22 protein-coding genes and 2 pseudogenes are annotated in these 19329 nt (G+C 56.6%); 6 read left to right on the forward strand and 18 right to left on the reverse strand.

Translation table 11 applies throughout. The annotated features are described in order from the left end of the window. Positions 1 to 57: 57 nt before the first annotated feature. Positions 58 to 1077, reverse strand: coding sequence for a glycoside hydrolase family 3 N-terminal domain-containing protein (locus AAFM46_RS11840; RefSeq protein WP_343317965.1), 1020 nt, complete (start codon positions 1075 to 1077; stop codon positions 58 to 60). Between the two features lie 13 nt (positions 1078 to 1090). On the opposite strand from AAFM46_RS11840, the gene AAFM46_RS11845 reads away from it, so the two are divergent. Further along, a complete protein-coding gene (locus AAFM46_RS11845; RefSeq protein ID WP_343317966.1) occupies positions 1091 to 1291 on the forward strand; it encodes a hypothetical protein in 201 nt (66 codons plus the stop codon). 176 nt (positions 1292 to 1467) lie between these two features. On the opposite strand, the gene smpB is transcribed toward AAFM46_RS11845, so the two are convergent. From smpB to AAFM46_RS11910, 13 genes and pseudogenes are all read right to left on the reverse strand, one after another. Then, positions 1468 to 1950, reverse strand: coding sequence for an SsrA-binding protein SmpB (gene smpB / locus AAFM46_RS11850; RefSeq protein WP_283528332.1), 483 nt, complete (start codon positions 1948 to 1950; stop codon positions 1468 to 1470). Positions 1951 to 2054: 104 nt separating this feature from the next. Then, the gene (locus AAFM46_RS11855; protein ID WP_283528334.1) at positions 2055 to 3557 is read right to left on the reverse strand and encodes a M23 family metallopeptidase; all 1503 of its coding nucleotides are present in this window, start codon (positions 3555 to 3557) and stop codon (positions 2055 to 2057) included. Between the two features lie 88 nt (positions 3558 to 3645). Next, on the reverse strand, positions 3646 to 4560 hold the full coding sequence (gene ftsX / locus AAFM46_RS11860) for a permease-like cell division protein FtsX (RefSeq protein WP_343317967.1): 915 nt from the start codon (positions 4558 to 4560) through the stop codon (positions 3646 to 3648). A 242-nt stretch (positions 4561 to 4802) separates the two neighbouring features. After that, positions 4803 to 5498: pseudogene (gene ftsE / locus AAFM46_RS11865) on the reverse strand (cell division ATP-binding protein FtsE); the annotation flags it as partial. Positions 5499 to 5737: 239 nt separating this feature from the next. Then, positions 5738 to 6859 (reverse strand): peptide chain release factor 2, encoded by a 1122-nt coding sequence (prfB, locus tag AAFM46_RS11870; RefSeq protein ID WP_283528339.1) that lies wholly within the window; start codon positions 6857 to 6859, stop codon positions 5738 to 5740. A 56-nt stretch (positions 6860 to 6915) separates the two neighbouring features. Continuing rightward, positions 6916 to 7428, reverse strand: coding sequence for a pilus assembly protein TadG-related protein (locus AAFM46_RS11875; RefSeq protein WP_343317969.1), 513 nt, complete (start codon positions 7426 to 7428; stop codon positions 6916 to 6918). Next, positions 7425 to 7922 carry a hypothetical protein gene (locus tag AAFM46_RS11880; RefSeq protein ID WP_343317970.1) on the reverse strand — a complete coding sequence of 166 codons (498 nt, stop codon included), beginning with the start codon at positions 7920 to 7922 and terminating at the stop codon, positions 7425 to 7427. The genes AAFM46_RS11875 and AAFM46_RS11880 overlap by 4 nt, the downstream gene beginning before the upstream one ends. Further along, positions 7903 to 8250 carry a TadE family protein gene (locus AAFM46_RS11885; protein ID WP_343317971.1) on the reverse strand — a complete coding sequence of 116 codons (348 nt, stop codon included), beginning with the start codon at positions 8248 to 8250 and terminating at the stop codon, positions 7903 to 7905. The genes AAFM46_RS11880 and AAFM46_RS11885 overlap by 20 nt, the downstream gene beginning before the upstream one ends. A gap of 110 nt (positions 8251 to 8360) precedes the next feature. Next, on the reverse strand, positions 8361 to 8624 hold the full coding sequence (locus AAFM46_RS11890; RefSeq protein ID WP_343317972.1) for a hypothetical protein: 264 nt from the start codon (positions 8622 to 8624) through the stop codon (positions 8361 to 8363). A 76-nt stretch (positions 8625 to 8700) separates the two neighbouring features. Then, a complete protein-coding gene (locus AAFM46_RS11895; protein WP_343317973.1) occupies positions 8701 to 9639 on the reverse strand; it encodes a type II secretion system F family protein in 939 nt (312 codons plus the stop codon). Further along, on the reverse strand, positions 9636 to 10490 hold the full coding sequence (locus AAFM46_RS11900) for a type II secretion system F family protein (protein WP_343317975.1): 855 nt from the start codon (positions 10488 to 10490) through the stop codon (positions 9636 to 9638). Before AAFM46_RS11900 ends, AAFM46_RS11895 begins: the two co-directional genes overlap by 4 nt. Next, positions 10490 to 11713, reverse strand: coding sequence for an ATPase, T2SS/T4P/T4SS family (locus tag AAFM46_RS11905; RefSeq protein WP_283528352.1), 1224 nt, complete (start codon positions 11711 to 11713; stop codon positions 10490 to 10492). The genes AAFM46_RS11900 and AAFM46_RS11905 overlap by 1 nt, the downstream gene beginning before the upstream one ends. A 118-nt stretch (positions 11714 to 11831) precedes the next feature. Next, positions 11832 to 12518: an SGNH hydrolase domain-containing protein gene (locus tag AAFM46_RS11910; RefSeq protein WP_343317977.1), complete on the reverse strand. Its 687-nt coding sequence runs from the start codon at positions 12516 to 12518 to the stop codon at positions 11832 to 11834. Positions 12519 to 12774: 256 nt separating this feature from the next. Here AAFM46_RS11910 and AAFM46_RS11915 point away from each other — a divergent pair, with 256 nt between their 5' ends. The 4 genes from AAFM46_RS11915 to AAFM46_RS11930 all read left to right on the forward strand — a co-directional run bounded on the left by AAFM46_RS11915 (position 12775) and on the right by AAFM46_RS11930 (position 14098). Continuing rightward, the gene (locus AAFM46_RS11915; RefSeq protein WP_343317979.1) at positions 12775 to 12900 is read left to right on the forward strand and encodes a hypothetical protein; all 126 of its coding nucleotides are present in this window, start codon (positions 12775 to 12777) and stop codon (positions 12898 to 12900) included. 204 nt (positions 12901 to 13104) lie between these two features. Next, a complete protein-coding gene (locus AAFM46_RS11920) occupies positions 13105 to 13407 on the forward strand; it encodes a hypothetical protein (protein ID WP_343320485.1) in 303 nt (100 codons plus the stop codon). Between the two features lie 57 nt (positions 13408 to 13464). Then, on the forward strand, positions 13465 to 13983 hold the full coding sequence (locus AAFM46_RS11925; protein ID WP_343320441.1) for a transposase: 519 nt from the start codon (positions 13465 to 13467) through the stop codon (positions 13981 to 13983). After that, on the forward strand, positions 13916 to 14098 hold the full coding sequence (locus tag AAFM46_RS11930) for a transposase (protein WP_343320442.1): 183 nt from the start codon (positions 13916 to 13918) through the stop codon (positions 14096 to 14098). The genes AAFM46_RS11925 and AAFM46_RS11930 overlap by 68 nt, the downstream gene beginning before the upstream one ends. Here AAFM46_RS11930 and AAFM46_RS11935 read toward each other — a convergent pair. Beyond that, positions 14085 to 14420 carry a hypothetical protein gene (locus AAFM46_RS11935; protein ID WP_343317980.1) on the reverse strand — a complete coding sequence of 112 codons (336 nt, stop codon included), beginning with the start codon at positions 14418 to 14420 and terminating at the stop codon, positions 14085 to 14087. The two genes, AAFM46_RS11930 and AAFM46_RS11935, sit on opposite strands and share 14 nt — an antisense overlap. 1508 nt (positions 14421 to 15928) lie before the next feature. Between AAFM46_RS11935 and AAFM46_RS11940 the strand changes: the two genes are divergently transcribed. Then, positions 15929 to 17524: a hypothetical protein gene (locus AAFM46_RS11940; protein WP_343317982.1), complete on the forward strand. Its 1596-nt coding sequence runs from the start codon at positions 15929 to 15931 to the stop codon at positions 17522 to 17524. 237 nt (positions 17525 to 17761) lie between these two features. Here the strand turns inward: AAFM46_RS11940 and AAFM46_RS11945 are convergent, their stop codons facing one another. From AAFM46_RS11945 to AAFM46_RS11955, 3 genes and pseudogenes are all read right to left on the reverse strand, one after another. Then, positions 17762 to 18127: a hypothetical protein gene (locus AAFM46_RS11945; protein WP_343317983.1), complete on the reverse strand. Its 366-nt coding sequence runs from the start codon at positions 18125 to 18127 to the stop codon at positions 17762 to 17764. A 21-nt stretch (positions 18128 to 18148) separates the two neighbouring features. Next, complete coding sequence (locus tag AAFM46_RS11950) at positions 18149 to 18664, reverse strand: hypothetical protein (RefSeq protein ID WP_343317984.1); 516 nt, start codon at positions 18662 to 18664, stop codon at positions 18149 to 18151. A 172-nt stretch (positions 18665 to 18836) separates the two neighbouring features. After that, a pseudogene (locus AAFM46_RS11955) lies at positions 18837 to 19128 on the reverse strand (IS3 family transposase); the annotation flags it as partial. Positions 19129 to 19329 lie beyond the last annotated feature (201 nt).

Consider the following 19329-nt stretch of genomic DNA (forward strand, 5'->3'; position numbering starts at 1 on the left):
TCTATCCATGTTAGCGCATAGTGACGAGAATTTATTCCTTTGGGGCTGGCAGTAGCACTAGTCGATCAGGCCTTTGGCAGCCTTGGCTTGGAGCACCAGCAGCGTAGCCGCATCGATCTGCTTGGCAAATCCCGGATCGGCTTGGGCAGTTTCCAACATTCCGGCGTACATTGGGGGCAACAAGGTCTGGTTTGTGCACAACGCCATGGTGCCGCCGGCGCGAATGAACCCCACCCCACGTGCGCGCACCGGCACAGCTGACACTTGTGCAGCGTCACAAATATCATCGCTAACTATGATGCCCTTAAACCCGAGGTCTCCACGGACCATGTCATGAATAATGACCGAGGAGAAAGGTGCCATGGCGTCAGGGTCAATCAGCGGGTATGAGGCGTTGGAGATCATCAGCCACGGCACTCCTGCATTCACGGCGTCTTGAAACGGGCCTATAAATGCGTCATTGCGGGTTGTGCTGTTATCCACCACACCGGCGGAAACGTCAGTGTTGAGGGTTACTCGGCCCAGTCCAGGAAAATGTTTGATTGTGGGATCGACGCCGGCAGCCAGCATCCCTTTGGCAAACGCAAGTCCGGAGCTTGAAACAGCGCCCGGCGTGAAGCCGTATTCTCGGCCAAAAGCTCCTATGGGGGCGTTCTGCGGTGCAAAAGCTGCGCTGGGGACGGTGTCCATAACGGGTGCCAGGTTCACATTGACGCCCACAGATGCCAGTTGCTGGCCCCACAAGGTGGCATCAGCCAACAGTGTCTTGGCCGGCAAATGGCCCTGTTCAATGGCTTGGGGTATTTGGGCAAACCCGGCCCCGCGCATGATTTGCACAAAGCCGCCTTCCTGGTCAGTTGCCACGAATGCCCGCACACCCTGTGTGCGGGCGCCGGATACATGACCCGAAATGGCGGCGACCTGCGCGCCGATCCCAGCTTGTCCTGCCTCGCTGCGGCCCTTCATGAACACATTGCCAACATATAAAGTGTCCACTGCGTAGAGCGAGTTGGCGTCTGCTCCTGTTACCGGTGTGGACACCATCAGCAGCTGCCCCACTTTTTGCTCCAGTGACATTGCGGCCAGCTTTTTGCTCGCTAGTACCTGTGCCGGGGAGGACGACGCCGGTGCCTGGGTTGGGCGAGCCGAGCTCGGACTTGCTGGGCTGGGGTTGGCAGGGGTTGAGCTGGGTGCAGTTATGGGTGTGGGCAGTGACGGCGTGGGACTGCGGCTTGCCATAGATGATTGGGAGGATGTGCTACTTGCAGCATTATTCCGTCCAGAACCCTGAGAATTGACGGCCAGCAAAATGAAGGTTGCCACCAGGGCCGCAGCCACTAGGGCCGTACCGATGATCCAGCCTCTTCTACCTCCAGCTGCAAACATGATCTGCCTTTCTGCTACAGATGCTGTTCTTGCCAGCGTAGGTCAAAGTACTGGCTTGCGCCGCTTTGCCTGCACGGAAAGTTACTCTCCCGTACCACCGCGGTTTTTGGCCCGCATGGCACGCAGCGCCTCACGATTGTCCTGCTTTTCACGCAATGAGTGACGCTTGTCGTAGTCCTTCTTACCGCGTGCAATGGCGATTTCAACTTTGACCCGGCTATCCAAAAAGTACAGCTGCAACGGCACAATGGTGAAACCGGATTCACGCGTTTTTGCGGAAATCTTTTCCAGTTCTTCGCGGTGCAAAAGCAGTTTGCGCCGGCGCCGGGCAGTGTGGTTTGTCCAGCTTCCGTTCAGGTACTCCGGAATGTAAACAGCCTCTAGCCACAGCTCATCGTTATAGAACGTGGCGAAGCCGTCTACCAGTGAGGCGCGGCCCTCACGCAGCGACTTCACCTCAGTGCCCATCAAGACCATGCCGGCCTCGTAGGTATCCATGATGTGGTAATCATGCCGGGCCTTGCGATTGGTGGCCACCACCTTACGGCCACTTTCCTTAGGCACAGCTGACTCCTTAGTTTTATGAAATGAGAGCGGGTCCGTGCCGGCCAGCATTGCTGCTTTTCCGGCACGAACCCTTAGTTTAGCAACTCACGTGCGGTGGGTGCTTACAGCAAACCCATGGGGTCTACCGGGGCTCCATTGACCCATGTTTCAAAGTGCGCGTGGCAGCCTGTGGAGTTTCCGGTATTTCCCGAGTACGCCACCAGCTGGCCCGCTCTGACAGACTGTCCGGCAGAGACAACCACAGCGGAGTTGTGGTAGAAAACTGTCATCAAAGCATTGCCTTGCATAACGCCATGGCTGATGTAGAGCACGTTGCCGCCACCATAAACAACATTTGTCTGACCTGCGATCTTCACTGTTCCATCAGCGGGGGCATAAACAGGGGTGCCGCACTGGGCGCCAAAATCAATACCCGAGTGTAGATACGAGCCGGTGCCATTGAAGTCAATGGTTCCGGCAGGAGTCTGACGCCAGCCAAACCCTGAGGTAATCGGGATGTTGGCGGCAAAGGGATGCCTGAGGCCAAAGGCCGAGACATTGCCCGGAGCCGGCGGTACGTAGGGCGGGGGAACAAAAGCCGGAGGTACGTATCCTCCACCATTATTGTTCGCTGCCTCGGCAGCAGCTTTGGCAGCGGCCGCCGCCGCCGCTGCCTGTTCGCGCGCTAGACGCTCAGCTTCTGCTTTTGCAGCCGCAGCAGCGGCTTCGCGTTCTTGGCGCTGTATCTCTGCGATCTGAGCTGCCACCGCATCTTTTTGTACCTGAACTTCTTTTAGCTGCGCCTGAATTCGAGGCTTCTCTGCCTCAAGTTTGGCGTTCAATGCGGCTGAATCGGTGATGAGCTTATCCACCGTGGCTTTTTGCGTGGCTGCCTGATCCCTGGCGACCTGTTCGGCAGCCAATGCGGCTTCAGCCTGTTGCTTCAAATCCTTAATTTCACTCTCAACAGCGACCAAACGCGCTTGCGCGTTTTGATTGGTGGCCTTTTGTGCTGTCAGTGCCTCAAGTGCTGCGGTTTGGCTCCGCAGTGCCTGTTCGGCCAGGTCAATGGAGTTCGCCAGATCGCTGGTGGAGCCCGCACCCAAAATCAACGTCAGGTTCGCCGGTAATCCGCCGGCTTTATAGGACTGGGCCGCAATCTGCCCAATCATTGCCTTAGTTTCAGTTGCTTTCTGCGCGTCGTTGGCAATTTGGGCGGTGATCTTGTCTTTGCTTTGCTGCGCCAGATCGATCCGGGCAGTGAGTGAGCTGACCGTTCCGGTGGCAACACTGACGCGAGTTTGAGCTTCACTCAAGGCTGCTTGTGCACCAGGAAGCTGTCCCTGGTAGCTCACAAGATCTGAGGCGGATTTGGCAATGCCGGCATCTACAAACTCCAACGATGACTGCACGTCATGAGCTTGCTGGTCCAAGGCAGCGGCCTTGTCGTTGAGGTCATCGGCCTGAGCCGGTGCCACCAGGCCCAGCAACCCCACAGCTAAAAGAGCTGTTACTGCGCCCGCGACGCCTCGGGAGACCGGGTGCGAGAATCGGGAGCTAGGCGTGGTGCGCCCAAGGCGGGGGGAACGCAGCGATCCTTTTCCCCCGTTTGATGTGGAAATCATGCCTTGTGGCTCCTTCAAGAATCGCTACCTAAACACATTGATAACACCAGTAACAGAGGCACCATGAGTAACAGCACCCCCACCCACCTTACACTTTAAGATTTTTACGCAAGGACACTGCCGAAGCGACACCGGCCAGGACCACGCCAAGCAAGATCAACACAGGGTAGATCTTGAACGCTTCGCTGGTAGAAATGAACGGTGTCCCGGAGTTTGATTCGGCCAGATAGCCACCCATGAAGAACTGCACAATGGACCACACCGCCCCCGAGGCCAAAACAGCACCAATGGTTGCCGCAATCACGCCTTCTAGCACAAATGGCAATTGAATTACTGTTCTGGATGCGCCTACTAAGCGCATGATTTCAATCTCACGGGTTCGGGACTGCGCCGAGAGTCTGATGGTTGTGGCTATGAGCAAGGCTGCACAAACCGTCATCAACCCGGCAACGCCTATCGCAACGTATGTGGCAATATTCATCCATGAAAAGAGTTTCTCAAGCACCTTGCGCTGATCAACCACGGAGTCCACCCCGGGGGTTGCAGAGAAGGTTTCGTTGATGATCTGGTATTTTTCCGGATCCGTCAGCTTGATCCGAAACGATGACGGCAGGTTGGCTGCCTCGACCGAATCAACCATGGGAGAGTTCGCGAACTGTTCCTGGAAATGCGAAAGTGCCTCTTCCTGGCTTTCGAAGGACCATTTCTCAATGTAGGGCTTGACAGCCTCTGATTCCAGCAGGCCCTCTATGGTTGTTTTCTGATCATCAGTGACCGGTCCGGAAACACAGTTACTGTTCGCTGGCACGTCCATGCAGAGGTAGATCGTGACCTGCACCTTGTCATACCAAAACCCCTTGAGTTGGCCAATCTGCATCTGCAGCAAGCCAGCCGCGCCCACAAATGTCAACGACACAAAGGTCACAAGGATTACGGAAATGACCATCGTCAGGTTGCGGCGCAGGCCGCTTCCCAACTCACTCATAATGAAAGCAAGTCTCACTGTTGGTCCTCATTCATCAAATTCTCGGTACCGTTTGCCCCGTTGCGGGTCTTTTCGTTATCTGCTCCCGGTTCACCGTCCGGGGACAGCCCGCGCCTTCGTTCCAGCCGCGGTGGCATTGACTGGCCACCATCGCCTCCGTTACTTGCTGCCGCGGCACTGACTGCACGCTGGCGGCGGGTCTGAGGTTCGGCGTCGTGCTTCACAGCAGGGGCGGCAGCGTAGCCACCATCGGCAGTCATAACGATCGGGATCATCGACGTGTACTGGGCCTTGTTCTCATCGCGCAGGACCTTGCCATGGCGCAGCTCAATGACTCGTCTGCGCATGGAGTTCACGATGTCATCGTCGTGGGTGGCCATGACCACTGTGGTGCCATTTTGATTAATTTTGTCCAATATATCCATAATGCCGGCGCTGGTAACGGGGTCAAGGTTTCCCGTAGGCTCATCGGCCAACAAGATGCCGGGTTGATTGACAATTGCCCGGGCAATGGCAACGCGTTGCTGTTCACCACCGGAAAGTTCGGTGGGCTTGCGGTGACCTTTGTCCTCCAACCCAACGAGTTCCAGGACGCGCGGCACCTCAGAGCGGATTGCCGAGCGGGACCTGCCCAGGACCTGCATGGCGTAGGCGACGTTGGCGAAAACGGTCTTGGTTTGAATCAGCCGGAAATCCTGAAAAACTACCCCAATGCCACGCCGGAACTTGGGCACGCGCCAGCTGGGTACAGTGGCCACATTTTGTCCGGCGACATAAATCTGTCCGTGCGCAGTCTTTTGCTCGCGCAGAACAAGACGCAGCAAGGTTGACTTACCGGATCCGGAGGAACCCACCAGGAACACGAACTCGCCGCGTTGGACATCAAAGGAAACATCATCGAGCGCAGGTTTGGATTTGCGGTCGTAGGCAATGCTCACATTTTCAAAACGAATCATGACTTTTTCATTGCCCGTCCAGCGAAGATTGCTGGCATGCTGACGGCCGGGCAGTGGATTGGGGGAAGAAACCGCCAGCATAATGACTATAGGCGCCGGATGGTGCGATTGCTGGTTCCTTACCGGTGTGTCGAGGCTTGAGCATTTTCGGTAATTCAGCATTATTCTGACCGTGCTTTGGCCTTAATACAGGAACCATCTGATCGATTCCGTGCTGGAACCGCACTCACATTGCCAAACTATGAGTCTTTGGCTGCATTCCGGTTGTCCGCGCGCCAGCGAATACCGGCGTCAATGAAATCATCGATCTCACCGTCCAGCACTGAAGCGGCGTTACCCACTTCATGCTCGGTGCGCAGGTCCTTAACCATTTGGTATGGGTTCAGCACGTAAGAGCGCATTTGGTCTCCCCACGATGCCTTGATATCCCCGGCCATGGCCTTCTTCGTGGCATCCTCTTCTGCCTTTTTCAGCAGTAGCAAACGCGACTGGAGCACACGCAGAGCTGCCGCACGGTTCTGGATCTGCGACTTCTCGTTCTGCATTGACACCACAGTGCCGGTGGGAATATGCGTCAAGCGCACGGCGGAATCTGTGGTGTTCACAGATTGTCCGCCTGGACCTGACGAGCGGAAAACGTCAACGCGCATGTCATTATCCGGTATTTCAATGCTGTCAGTGGATTCAATAAGCGGGATAACTTCAACCGCCGCGAACGAGGTCTGGCGCCGGCCCTGGTTATCGAAGGGACTGATCCGCACAAGGCGGTGTGTGCCGGCTTCAACGCTCAGCGTACCGAAGGCGTAGGGGGCCTTGACCTCGAAGGTGGCTGACTTTAACCCGGCTTCTTCGGCGTAGGAGGTGTCCAGTACCGCCGTTGGATACCCGTGGCGTTCGGCCCAGCGCAGGTACATCCGCAGCAGCATTTGGGCAAAATCGGCGGCATCTACTCCCCCAGCGCCGGAGCGGATCGTGACCACGGCTTCGCGCTCGTCGTATTCACCGGCCAGCAATGTCACGATTTCTAAGTCTTCCAACGATTTCTGTAACGCCGGGAGCTCCTTGGCCGCTTCGGCGAGGGAATCGGCGTCGCCCTCTTCCTGAGCCAGCTCTACCAGAACTTCAAGATCATCAATCCGGGACTCCAGTTTGCGGAGCTTTTCCAGCTTTGACTGGGCGTGGCTGAGCTTGGAGGTCACCTTTTGAGCGGCGGCCGGGTCATCCCACAAGTTGGGCGAGCCTGCCTGATCGGATAAGTCCTCAATATCCTCCATGAGCTTCTCCACCTCGGAGACTTGCTCAATTGAGGTGTAGGTTGCGCGTAGTGCCCGGAGTTCTGCGGGAAAGTCGATCTCTGCCATGATATTCAAGCCTACGGCATGTCCAGCGATGGTTCCCGCGAAGTCCTGCTCCTCACCTACAGAACAAGGTGAGCGCGAGCGGTGCTAGTGACACTGATACTGATGCCTTCAGGCACCAAAAAGTTAATGAACAGTGGATGCACCACGGCGCTCATCCCCACGTGCGCACTGTGCCCGTCCCCTGCCCCGGTATCCGAATCCAACACAATACCGCCCAGTCCTTGCGGTGTTTCCAGGCCTGAAAGGTAGTTCTGGGCAGCCGCAAGAACACCATGGTCAGTGAGCAGCGTGCCTGGATCACGCCCTGCATCACCACCGCTTAGTTCAAAAGTATCGGCAGCCGCGAGCGCGGCACTATCAGCAATGGACAGCAGCTTTTTGTGACCAATGTAGAGACTGCCGGCTGCCGCCACCACTGTCACTAGCAGCAAGGTAAGCAGCACGTAACCGATCAGCAGGACCATGACATGCCCATTTTCCCGACTGCTATTTTGCTCGGGTAATGGCTCGCCGTCGCCGCCACAGTGGGTTGCTGCGGCAGGTACTTTATGGGTACGGCGCAATCTCATTTGAATCTGCCCACTTTTTGAGTGGAGATTGAATCTACTGTGGCCGCTGTGGCGTTGACCCCGGGCAATGAACCAACCACTGGCAGCTCAATGTGCAACACCACGTGGGCGCTGACAGTTGTTCCTGATGTCAGGCAACCGCCGTCGCAACTGATTGTTAGTTCCGCAGTTGCCGGATCAAAGCCCATGTCCTCAATGGCCATTTGCACGGCTTGTTCGGCCGCCTGGCGGGCAGCTGGTTCCCCGGTGTGCAGAACATAGACTTTGGCGGCTTGATCGGCGGCTCCCACCACGGCGTAGGCGCCTCCCTGGACCTGGCCTACAGTGAGGATCAGGTATGCCACCGGCACCATCAGCAGGACGGCAAGGAAAATGAACTCGACAAGGGCACTGCCCGATTCGGTGTCCGGTTTCTGGTGTGTTTCTCCCTGAGCCGGTGCCCCGTGGTTTATCCAAGGTGCGTGCCTTGGCCCTTCACTTGATAATGACTGCATGACCTGTCATCTCCAGGGTGCGCGATGGGCCAAAGAGGCCCAACACCGGTAAAGGCGCGCTGATAGAAACACTCAGCACGTTCAGCCCATTGATTGATTGCACAGAGGCAGAGACGTCTTGAACATAGTTAGGCCCCAGTGCCGAACCAACCAACAGGGCAGCCCGTTCCTGCGCGTCGGCGGCCGTCCTGTCACCCAATGCACCATAGCGGGCCGCTGAAGAGGCAGCATCTGCCACTGTGTTGCGTACATGCAGTACCAAGGCCAACTGAATCAAGGCCACAAAGATCACTGTCACCAACGCCCCCACCAAAACGAAGTCCACCACGGCAGCACCTGCCTCCCATGTACGCGCGGGCTGATCGGTGCGGCTTAGCCCGAACCGGGAATCCAACCGGCTGGGGCGTGGGCGTCCTGCCCTGCCCCGAGTGACGGGCGCTATGGCTGAACTTGTTCCATTGCCTGGTTGAAGAGTCTTTCCAGTGCGGGTCCAGCGATGGCCAAAAGTCCGGCCACAAGCACGGCACTCATCAAGGTGATCAGCACCCACCCGGGCACGTCGCCGCGCGATCGGCCCGTGGCCGGGCGCATGAATCTGCCATGGCTTCGGCTGGTCAGTAACTGGCGAAAGGTGTCCAGCCACCGTTGTGCTGCAACAAACACAGCCAGTCCGAGCCAAATAACTTCTTTTTTTCCTTGCATGATTTTTTCCTTCGAGTGATTTCCAGTGATGATGCATGGGTTCCTGCGATGTGTTGCAACCTTGGGGAGACGCCATTTAAAAGCCAAACTGTAGTAAGGCGATGCCCGGGAAAACTGCGAAGACTACTGTCAAGGGCAAGACGCCAAAAATGAGCGGGACCATCATGGCAATTTCTTTGCGCCCCGCTGACTCCATCAGCTCCCGTTTCGCCACGTCCCGAACATCCTGGGCTTGGGCCCGAAGGACTTCCGCCAGAGGTGTGCCCCTATTGACAGCAACACTGATGCCGTCAACGAATCGTGCCAGGGCCGGGACATTTACGCGCGCCGAGAACTGGTTCAAAGCCTCCACCAGCGGCGTCCCCGCCCGCGTCTGTGCCAAGACCTTGCTAAATTCGGTGGACAGTACGCCGTTAGATGAGCGCGCCACCCTATCAAGCGCACTTGTGGCGCTCTCTCCCGCACTGACAGCCAGAGCCATAAGTTCTGCAAGCGCCGGAAATTCGGTAAGCATGTGGGCTTGCCTGTTTTTAATCCTGACGACCAGAAGGTAGTCGTAAAGCAGGTACCCGCACAGCATGGGACCCAAGGCCAGTGCAAAGGCACCCATGAGGTTGATGCTTCCCTGCCAGAGCAAAAAGAGCGAAAGCAGCGCACCAGCTAACAGCGCTGCTCCGGCGCAAAGAAGCTGCACGGCCCTGAACTCAAGGGCGGTCTCGCTGCGGCCTGCCTGTTCAAGGCGATCATTGAGCCCCTGAACACTGACGTTGAACTTTCCAAGGCGGTGGACAGCGTCGGAGATCACAAGGCGGAAGATTCTCTCCAACGGCCCAAACAGTGCGGTGGAGTCATCGGTGTCCAGAAGCTTGGATCGGGTAGCCACGGAGCGCAGCTGAGGTTCAACACGTTGGGCAAAACTCGTTTTTCGCATGACAGGCAGCCTGACCAAGGTCAGCCACAATCCTGTGCCCAAGGCTAGACCAACGCAAAGAACCACCACCGCCTGTGTGTTCATTGCAGGACTCGCTGTTCTTCCGGTAGCGCACCAATACGTAGCATGACGCGGTAGCAGAGAACCGAGATCAGCAGCCCTCCACCCAGAACTGCCACACCTGCCGGGGAATTATAGGCTCCAACAGCTTCGGGTCTGGTTGCCATGAGCATCAGCACGATCCACGGCGCGGCGACGGCCAGGCGGGCGGCATTGACCGTCCAGGACTGCCTTGCTTCAAGTTCGCTGCGTGTGCGGGCATGGTCGCGTAAAAACTCCGAGAGGGTACCCAAAAGCTTGCCTAAATCTGATCCGCCAACATCGCGAGTGAGCCGAAGCGCCTCAATAATCCTGTCTGAGACTGGATCCGCCAACGTGGCCTTAAGTTTTTGCAAGGCACCCTCAAAATGGCCAGTTGCCCTGTAATCGGCGCCAAAGGCCGTGAACTCCGTGCGCAGCTGAATGGGGCCCTTGCTGCCTAGCTGGGCGAGCGCCTCTGGAAGGGATAGCCCCGCCCTAATGGCTGAGCGCAAGTGGTCCACGACGTCAGGCCAGAGTTCACGCATGACTGCGCTTCGGCGTCGTGCCCTCATATTCAGGAAAGCAAACGGAACATAACCGCTGAACAGGCCAAAACACAGTGCTATGGCAGGGACCCCGCTGAATGCAAAGATAAGGAGCGCCATCAACAGCGCCAGGCCAGCTGCACTAAAAGACAGGGATGCCGGGGTGACGTGAGAGACGCCTGCACGTTGGAGCAGGACCTCGAGCCTGCTGCGGCGCCCGGGCCGAGTCAGACGCGCTGGCACGTCCCAGCACGCGGTCCAGATCAACAGGAGCCCCATGCCACCAAGCAGTCCAATGACAGCCGACATCAGGAATCGCCCAGAAGTGTAGCCACGTTAAAACCAGCCGCAGCGAATTTTTCCGGCGGCGGCATTGCTGTTGGCGATGCCTGCAGCTTGCCGTTAACCGTGCTGAAAACGAGCCCAGACTCAATGATGCCGTTCTCCACGCGGCGCCCTAGCGCCAAAATTTCCCCCACAGAACGTTTTCCGTTGGGCGCCCTGACACAGTGCACCACCAAATCTATGCATGCCGCCACCGTGGGAACTACGAATGCTGCGGTGATATTTTCGCCCGCAAGCAGCGGGAGCGTGCAGATCTTCACGACGGCGTCATGGGCCGAGTTGGCGTGCACACTCGCCATCCCAGGCAAACCACTATTTAGGGCTATTAGCATGTCAAGGCTTTCGGCTTCACGAACTTCGCCAACTATGAGCCTGTCGGGGCGCATCCTGAGGGCTTCCTTAACCAGACGCCGCAACGGGATCTCGCCCATGCCTTCAAGGTTTGGCTGGCGGCACTGCAGGCCCACAACATCGCGCAAGGGGATCTTCAGTTCAAAGATCTCCTCTACCGTTACTACGCGTTCGCGTGAGCCGATTCCCGCAGCTAAACAGTTCAGCATGGTGGTTTTTCCTGCTTGGGTGGCACCGGAGACAAGGATGTTTAACCCACTACTGACCGCTGCACCCAGAAAGCGGGCGGCTTGTGGGGTGAGCGATCCCAACTCCACCAGGTGATCAAGTCGGCTGGCCCGGGCGGTGAATTTCCTTATATTTAGCGCCCAGTGGTTTTGGGTGATATCCGGAATGACAACATGCAGACGGCTTCCATCCGGCAGTGCGGCGTCCACGAAAGGTGAGCTCAGATCCAAACGCCTACCGGAACTTTTCAGCATGCGCTCAACAAGGTCCCGCACTTGTTGAGCAGTAAAAACCATGCCGGTCAGTTCGGACTCGCCATGCCGGGCCACAAACACCTTGTCAGGAGCATTAAGCCATACTTCTTCGATGTCCGGATCGTCAAGGAAGGGCTGCAGAGCACCAAAACCAGCGACGGCGTTGAACACGTGCCGCTTGGTATCTTCGGTTGAGTTAGGTGCTGGCACTGCTCCGAGAAGGGCTCTTTCACCATAGTCATTGAACGCTGCATCAATCAGTGCATGAACTTCTGGACCCTGCCTCAGCGGGTCAAGACCTCTTCGACGGATGAGCTCTCTAACTTCATCCTCCAGCAATGCCACTGCATCCACTCAGACCACGCCCGCCCCTTTGCGGTAAGAACCCACCCTGTTCTCTGGAGCCTAGACCCCATATGATCTGTGCACCACAGGCAAAAGTTATTCTGTGGATAAGTTTGTGCTGAATGCTCTACTTCACTTGCCACCCAGTCGCGGCGGCAATACGCGTCCCGAGCGCAGGGGCCATGGTTTGCACAAAATCTGCGGTCAAGTGATGGTCGTCCATATAAACCAAAATATTTCCTGTCACAGCATGACAAATTCCATCTTTGCAATATTGATCAGTGAGGTCGATCATGTGTGCGCCATCAATTTCATTCAAGAAAGCTGACGGGTTCTCGGGGGCGAGGTGCTCGGACTGCTGTAGGGCGCAGTCGTCAGCTCCATGTGAGGACACACAACTTGCAATATTTTCCGCTGATCGGGCGTTGTCACGAACTCCGATAACGTCGATGGCTGCAACGGTGAACGTCTGCACCGCAGCCTCATATCCGGGAATGACACTCTCATTCGGTGGATCCGGGACGGTGTCCGTGGAAATCGTAAAAACACCATCCGGCTTCAGCTTTAGCACGTAATTCTTTGCGGCCTTATTGAACGCTTGGCATTTCTCGTTCCTAGCAGATGGGACGGACTCGCTTCCAAAATCACAACCGCCCAAAAGCAGAGAAACTAGCTGCCAATCATTACTCTTAGCCACGGGCATGAGTGCCCCAGTAATTTGCTCCGCGTACGAATCGTCGACAATCGCGATGGTCTTTCTAGGAGGCTTCACAGGTACGGTTTGACCGTATTTATCGGTCAAAATCTGCTCCATTGGACGGAATTTCACCGTACATTTATTTCCGAGGTTCACCCACTGTCTATTTAGTTCGGTCAACGCAGCCGGCATAGGCAAATCTGGATCGGCGGTATCAACAAACCCATCCTGAAGGGGCCCTTCGTCTCTAAGCGTGGTTAGGGCCAGCTGAGTTTCGGGTTTTGGGAGCGGCCGGCGTGGCGTGTAATGAGAGAAGTCAGGGTCTCTTTGAATTGGTAGTGACTAAACTTCCAACTTCATAAGAAACCCTGATATGTCTAACTCTACTTCTTGTGGGGACGGCAAGTGGTGTGCGCTCTCCGATGCCTTGTTCGGCGTCACTGGCATTCACATCACGGCTGTTTCCGAAGCCGCCAGCGGCCTGATCGTTCATGTTTAAACCGACCAAACACTGGCCGGCTGCCCTGACTGCGGCGTTGTTGCCGTTGGTCATGGCCGGCGACGGATCCGCTTGAACGACATCCCTTGTTTTGGCCGGCCTGTGAGGCTGATCTGGGCCAAGCGATTATGGCGATGCCAAGATGAACACTGCCCCAGAAAGGTCTTCAGCGAGCAACACCCCTTGGCCGGGAGCCGGGCGATCTTGACCCGCCGTGCTATCCGGTGGGCCACTGACGCTCTGGAGAAATTTGATACTTCCGTCTCCGCCCTTGCCCACCAGCTCGGCGTGTCCTGGCGGGCCCTGTGGAAAGGCATTGAAGCGGAAGCGCTGCGCCGTATCGGCAAGCCCGAACGGCTTGTCGGCATTGATGCGCTCGGCGTGGATGAGCACGTCTGGACCCACGCAGGATTCCCCGGTTCGGGCATGGTCACTGGCATCATTGACCACACCCGTGATGAACACGGAAACGTCCATGCACGCTTGCTGGATCTCGTCCCGGGCTGATCGGGGAAAGCCTACGCTGACTGGCTCAAGGAACAAGGCAACGAGTTCCCCAAGGGCATCAAGGTCGCCACCTTGGACCCGTTCCGCGGCTACGCCAACGCGATCCGGGACGAACTACCCGAAGCCATCACCGTCGTTGACGCTTTCCACATTGTCCGTCTGGGAATGGCCATGCTCGATGACGTCCGCCGCCGAGTGCAGCAAGACACGCTCGGGCACCGCGGCAACAAGGAGGACCCGCTCTTCAACATTCGCCGCACATTGCAGCAGGGCATCGAATCGCTCTCGGAGAAACAAGTCGCCAGACTGGAGATCAAGCTCAAAGCCGGGGATCCGAACCACGAAGTCAGCATCGCGTGGCAGTGCTATCAAAAGCTCCGGAGTATCTATCACGCACGTCTCGAGAAAGGCCGAGAAATAGCCACCGAAATCATCGCCAGTTTCCCGAGCTGCCCGATCCTGCGAAGTTGCCCGGCTCGGACGCAGCCTACGCGCCTGGAAGGCTGCGATCCTTGCCTACTTCGACACCAACGGTGCCTCGAACGGGCCCACCGAATCAATCAACGGTGTCATTGAAACCACCCGCCGGATAGCACGCGGATTCCGCAACTTTGAGAACTACAGAATCAGAAACCTACTCGCCGCCGGAGGCCACCGCCCATACCGGAAGAAATCACTCACCCACGCTTAGGGACGAAGGGCCCCTGAAGCGAAAGCGCGCCAAGATAGTTTCGGAGAACTTCTGCTTGATCGGCTTTGTACTGTGCTGCTATAAGCAATTCCTGAATTTTCAGCTTTCCTTGCCATGCACCCAACGGAGAAGCGACTAACGCAATCCAAATCGCTATGGTCAGGACTGCGCGGCGTCGCTTCTGTTCGATCCATTTGCTTCGCCGGATAGGTGAATCCACAAGCTTCGTGGCCATGATCGCAGCCAGAATTGAAGCAAGGATGATGGCAGCGCCAACCTTGGGTCCGGCTTGTTCACGGCCCGTGAAGACGAGGAAGAACACCAAGAGGAGCCAGTGAAAAGATACAGAGCGTAGGAACTGTCACCGAGCCTAACTAGGGACTTCCAACTCAGGAACCTGTCCGCCCCAAGTTTGCTGTCAGTGAAGCCCGCCACGATGATGAGCGCAGCGGCTTGGGTTGGCCAGAGCGCCATGTAGCCGGGGAATTTCTTGCCCACTTGCAAGATGAATCCGCAGCACAGCATGGTCCCGATGCCTACCCAGCCCAGCAATACTCGGGTGGATCGTTAGAAGGATAGGTAGGGCAGGGTAGGAGCAAGCAGTGATCCTGACGCAGACTCCCAAAGTCTTGTCCGCGTGTCGAAGTAGGCAAAAGCCTGATTGGTATTAGTCGTGATGATGGAAAACAGCAACGAGATGGTGAAAAATGGCACCAAATATATAGATCAGCAAAGCCCAAATTCGGAGTCTTGCAGCACAGGAGATGATTGCCACCGTAGCGAATACCAACGGCCAAAAAATGAAAACCTGTCCCTGAATGGACAAAGACTAGAAATGCTGTGGTCGGTGGCGTTATAGTCGACTGCTGCCGAGGCTAAGAACCAGTTCTGATAATAGAAGACGGATGTACAAGTCTGTCCGAACATGCTGGACCAGACAGTTTCCGGTAGGAGTATGTAGACACCTAGCAGAGTCCTTAACAAGGTAAGCGCAAAGAGCGGCAAGAGCCGCTTTAACAAGTGCGCCCAGTATTTGAACAGCTCTAGAGCTTTGCCACTTTTAAGCCTGCGTGTGAACTGCCCCGTCAAAAGTAACGATGAAAGGCGGAGAAAACCATCCACACCGTCGGAGATCCGGCCGAACGAAACCTGATATGCCACCACCATAAGTAAAGCAACTGCGCGGAGCCCCTGCACTTCCGGCAGGAACTTCCGGTCTCAGCCGTTCTGCTAGGGGTTAGGATCAGACGCGGCACTGCGGCGGTCCCGTATTTTGGGGGCCGACTCGGCGATCAACGACATGTTGCTTCTGGACCTCTAGATTGTTGGCGCGCAAAACATTGCACGTTGAGCTTACCCCCGAGGATTCTACCGTAGTCAATATGTCTATTGGGGTCACATCGTCAGATGGTCCCGTGGACTATGACTAGTGGTGCCTGTCAGAATGTGCCGTTGGTTTTCCAGGGATCTTAAGGGCGAGTGCTTCCCTGCCTTCAATACATCGATAGTTGCAGTTTGGGGCTAGGGAAGCCCAGAGCCTCCTGCCACCCGGGCTGGGCACATCGTTGCAGGACGCGTATAGACTCCCGATCGCCTTCAGAGTGGAAGTACTAATCACCAGTTCATCAAATACTGTCTTCACATTACGGTTCGTTTAAGATCAGAGTAAACTCGACATTGGTCGGTTTCTGCACCGCAGTCTGTAGCAATAAATTGGCGTCCTTAGTAACTCGCGATGCGGGAATGTCACCGGGGAGCTGTAGGTTTAGGATTCATGACGAAATTGCTTCCGGAGAACTCCGGTTGCCGCTACCTATTTTGGGGGATCGCTTGGATGTTTTGATGCGCTACGGCTCGCGTAGCCTGCGCCGCTTTCTATTGCTAGCTCTGGCAGCATTAGCAGTAATAGTGCCAATACTTGTGGCTCCGACCAGCTCTTTTGCTTCAGAGCTAAATGCTACGCGTGTAGCTAATTTTGTGGCTGGTCCTGCAACCGTGGGGAAGGGCAAAGACGTTGTCTACACCGGCACTGTTCAGAGCGCTTCAGGCACTTCATGGGCCAACACCGGCTCAGTGACAATCAACGTCTATTTTGACCCGGACGGTGCTGAGCCCAGCGCGTTGGTTCGAACACTGACGACCGGTGCAACTGGTTCATTTAAGGCTGGCGCCCCTGCGACAGTTTCGGGCTCATGGACTGTTGAGGTACCGGCTCAGGGTAGCTATGCTGGTTCGGTTTCTGAATCGAAGGCAGTGCAAGTTGTTGAATCAGCTCCGGCCACTTCTACGAGGGTAGCTAATTTTGTGGCTGGTCCTGCAACCGTGGGGAAGGGCAAAGACGTTGTCTACACCGGCACTATTCAGCGCGCTTCAGGCACTTCATGGGCCAACACCGGCTCAGTGACAATCAACGTTTACTTTGACCCGGACGGCTCGGCCCCCAACAAGCTGGTCCGCACCCTGAAGACCGGTGTAACTGGCTCATTCAAAGCCGGCGCGCCGGCGACAGTTTCCGGCAAGTGGACTATCCAAGTTCCCGCCCAAGGCAGCTACAGCGCATCTCTAACTCCTGCCAAGACAGTGAAAGTTGTCGCCGCTACCAGCGCTACTCGCGTAGCCAACTTCACTGCTGGTCCTGCAACCGTGGGGAAGGGCAAAGACGTTGTCTACACCGGCACTATTCAGAGCGCTTCAGGCACTTCATGGGCCAACACCGGCTCAGTGACAATCAACGTCTACTTTGACCCGGACGGCTCGGCCCCCAACAAGCTGGTCCGCACCCTGAAGACCGGTGCAACTGGCTCATTCAAAGCCGGCGCGCCGGCGACAGTTTCCGGCAAGTGGACTATCCAAGTTCCCGCCCAAGGCAGCTACAGCGCATCTCTAACTCCTGCCAAGACAGTGAAAGTTGTCGCCGCTACCAGCGCTACTCGCGTAGGCAACTTCACTGCTGGTCCTGCAACCGTGGGGAAGGGCAAAGACGTTGTCTACACCGGCACTATTCAGCGCGCTTCAGGCACTTCATGGGCCAACACCGGCTCAGTGACAATCAACGTTTACTTTGACCCGGACGGCTCGGCCCCCAACAAGCTGGTCCGCACCCTGAAGACCGGTGCAACTGGCTCATTCAAAGCCGGCGCGCCGGCGACAGTTTCCGGCAAGTGGACTATCCAAGTTCCCGCCCAAGGCAGCTACAAATCCTCGGTCTCTGCCGCGAAGACCGTGAAAGTCACTGTCTCAAATCCGACAATAACCAACCCGATCGACAAGTGGAACTGCCCCGCTTGGGCTCCGATTAAGGGCAATGATTCTAGCATGATCTACCACATGCCGTGGCAATCACTCTACTCGAATACGACTCCGGAAACATGCTTCAGCACAGAAGCTGCAGCGGTCAAGGCCGGCTATCGGAAGTCCAAGAGATAACCCAGGCTGTCTGACTTGTCGGCGTCTATGTTCACCAAACAAAAATTGCCCGGTCCCTAGAGTTGGTTCTAGAGTGACCGGGCAATTTTCGGTTACGGCAGGAGTAAGCGTGCCCACAGCCAGATAACTTGGTCCCAGAAGTATCTACAGCTTGGCACTTTGGCCTGAGGCGCGAAGCGCGATATTGTCCAGTGGCGCCGTATTCAAACAGAGCGTGACTTCCGCTACTGTGGTCTCTCATGCTTCATGGATCACTCTCATGCCATGGCCGGTGGGAACCCAGAAGGGGTCTGATGGAAGGGTCTGCCCATTGTCTGATGCCTGTGGATCTACCGAGTAATCATTGGAGACTACCCGTACGTAGTAGTCTCGTGGCAGACGAACTCTTGCATGAAATTCTGTCACCGGTGCTACCGGCGGCAACCCGAGCATTGCTGCCCGATCCGTTGCTAACAGTTCCGCGGGCCGTGCCGCGGTGCTCCGAACCAGGCGCGTCTTGGCTTTGCCCAACCACACGGCAAGCTGGTCATTGAAATCCGCTGGTGAGGTAAACGTCCGACCCGGTAAAACGGAACCCTCCAGGTAACCGTTGGCGCGTTCCACGATGCCCTTGATCTCTGAATCTTAGGGTTTGACCTGCACCATCCGGCTCGCCAACACCCCAGGGACCGCTGCCACTCCGGCGGCGTGGTGGTTGCGTCGGCCGATACCGACCTCGTTATCCCAAATCAGCCGCCCCGGAACAGCACCCAACCCGCTCAGCAAGTCCCACATACCCGCCAGCAAGTCCCCGGTGGTCCTGGAAGGAATCATCCTCGCCATGATGAAGCGTGAATGCGAGCACACCATTGCCAGCACCGGGAACACCTGCTCCGGGCCGGTACCGCAGGGAATCTTCACCGCGGGAAAGGCCGAGTCACACTGGATCTGATCCTCGGGTTCATAGCTGATCCGGTCCGCTGGATCCGCCGGCGCGTACTCGGGTCGGATCCTGGCCACATTCTCCCGTAACCAGGCCGGGGAACTTGACCAGTGGATCCGCTCGGCGATCACCGTCGCCGGCATCCTGGGATTCTTCTTCAACAGGACCCGGATCCTAGGCTCCACCTCCTTGATCGCCGAAGCTACAGGCTCGCTCATATTTCGGCGGGCCCTCGGATCTCACCGGCTTCGCGACAGTGTTCCTCGAAATCCCTAACCGCTCCTCTATCGACCTCATCGACTCGCCTTCAGCCAAATGCAACCGCCGAATCAGCGCCCAATCTTCCACTGTGATCACCTATCCAATCATTCAGGCTAGGTGGCTCACTTTTCACCCGTCGCCGGCAGGCGTGAGCTTGCCTAGGCGTCGTTGGCGTGCGTCGGCGGTGGTAGGTTTTCTCGATCCACACAACGCTCCAAGCGACGATGGCCAGGCATAGTTCTTCCCGGGTTTCCCACCGTTTTTGGTTCAGCACGTTCTTTTGTAGCAGCCAAAAGAAACTTTCCATGGCGGTATTGTCTGTGCATGCCCCAACCCTGCCCATGGAGCCTTGCAGGCCAGCTGAGCTGATCAGGTGGCTTAACTTCTTAGACTGGAATTGAGATCCCCGATCGCTGTTTATAGGGCCAGGGTGATGGCAAAGTCGTTTGTAAGAATTCAGTGCCATAAAATATGAGACGGATCCACCTTAGGTAAGCCCTACTTGTACTGACACTATCCGCAGCCGGGCACATGAGCCCGAGGAAAACGAATCCCTACGCTAGCGCCTCTACTAGGTTGAGGGGAGCTAAGGGATTTGCGTGGAACAGTGGAGACCTTGACC

Origin of the sequence: Arthrobacter sp. TMP15 (assembly GCF_039529835.1) — a bacterium.
GTDB lineage: Bacteria > Actinomycetota > Actinomycetes > Actinomycetales > Micrococcaceae > Specibacter.

What these genes read in the sequence shown, in the direction of transcription:
- AAFM46_RS11840 (WP_343317965.1), bottom strand. Translation starts at nt 1,077, where the DNA reads ATGTCACTGGAGCAAAAAGTGGGGCAGCTGCTGATGGTGTCCACACCG.
- AAFM46_RS11855 (WP_283528334.1), bottom strand. Translation starts at nt 3,557, where the DNA reads ATGATTTCCACATCAAACGGGGGAAAAGGATCGCTGCGTTCCCCCCGC.
- prfB (WP_283528339.1), bottom strand. Translation starts at nt 6,859, where the DNA reads ATGGCAGAGATCGACTTTCCCGCAGAACTCCGGGCACTACGCGCAACC.
- AAFM46_RS11875 (WP_343317969.1), bottom strand. Translation starts at nt 7,428, where the DNA reads ATGAGATTGCGCCGTACCCATAAAGTACCTGCCGCAGCAACCCACTGT.
- AAFM46_RS11880 (WP_343317970.1), bottom strand. Translation starts at nt 7,922, where the DNA reads ATGCAGTCATTATCAAGTGAAGGGCCAAGGCACGCACCTTGGATAAAC.
- AAFM46_RS11890 (WP_343317972.1), bottom strand. Translation starts at nt 8,624, where the DNA reads ATGCAAGGAAAAAAAGAAGTTATTTGGCTCGGACTGGCTGTGTTTGTT.
- AAFM46_RS11895 (WP_343317973.1), bottom strand. Translation starts at nt 9,639, where the DNA reads ATGAACACACAGGCGGTGGTGGTTCTTTGCGTTGGTCTAGCCTTGGGC.
- AAFM46_RS11900 (WP_343317975.1), bottom strand. Translation starts at nt 10,490, where the DNA reads ATGTCGGCTGTCATTGGACTGCTTGGTGGCATGGGGCTCCTGTTGATC.
- AAFM46_RS11910 (WP_343317977.1), bottom strand. Translation starts at nt 12,518, where the DNA reads ATGGAGCAGATTTTGACCGATAAATACGGTCAAACCGTACCTGTGAAG.
- AAFM46_RS11915 (WP_343317979.1), top strand. Translation starts at nt 12,775, where the DNA reads ATGTCTAACTCTACTTCTTGTGGGGACGGCAAGTGGTGTGCGCTCTCC.
- AAFM46_RS11950 (WP_343317984.1), bottom strand. Translation starts at nt 18,664, where the DNA reads ATGAGCGAGCCTGTAGCTTCGGCGATCAAGGAGGTGGAGCCTAGGATC.